The sequence below is a fragment of the Streptomyces hygroscopicus subsp. hygroscopicus genome (assembly GCF_030269125.1).
In the GTDB taxonomy this organism is placed as follows: domain Bacteria; phylum Actinomycetota; class Actinomycetes; order Streptomycetales; family Streptomycetaceae; genus Streptomyces; species Streptomyces hygroscopicus_C.
On record NZ_BSSM01000076.1, the window covers coordinates 1 to 277 of the forward strand.

Consider the following 277-nt stretch of genomic DNA (forward strand, 5'->3'; position numbering starts at 1 on the left):
CGTCGGCGTAGGCGGTGTTGGTCGCGTAGCTGTAGTCGTCGCTCTCGCTGAAGTTCGACCAGTCGCTCTTGTTGACCCGGCTCTGGATGTCACCGGTGTTCGCACCCGCGGCGAGCGTGCCGGCACCGGAGGTGAAACTGATCTCCAGGTAGTGGTCCGCGCCCGACTTCGGCGAGGACAGGGCCACCACCTTCTGCGTCACGTTCGAACAGCCCACGGCCGCGTAGTCGCACGACGTCGTGAAACCGGACGAGCCGCCGTCACCGGTGAAGTAGTA

1 protein-coding gene is annotated in these 277 nt (G+C 65.0%); it reads right to left on the reverse strand.

Annotation, left to right across the window (positions count from 1 at the left end; genetic code table 11):
• The coding region (locus tag QSK45_RS38165) for a cellulose binding domain-containing protein (RefSeq protein ID WP_285563543.1) at positions 1-277 on the reverse strand (277 nt) is incomplete at both ends.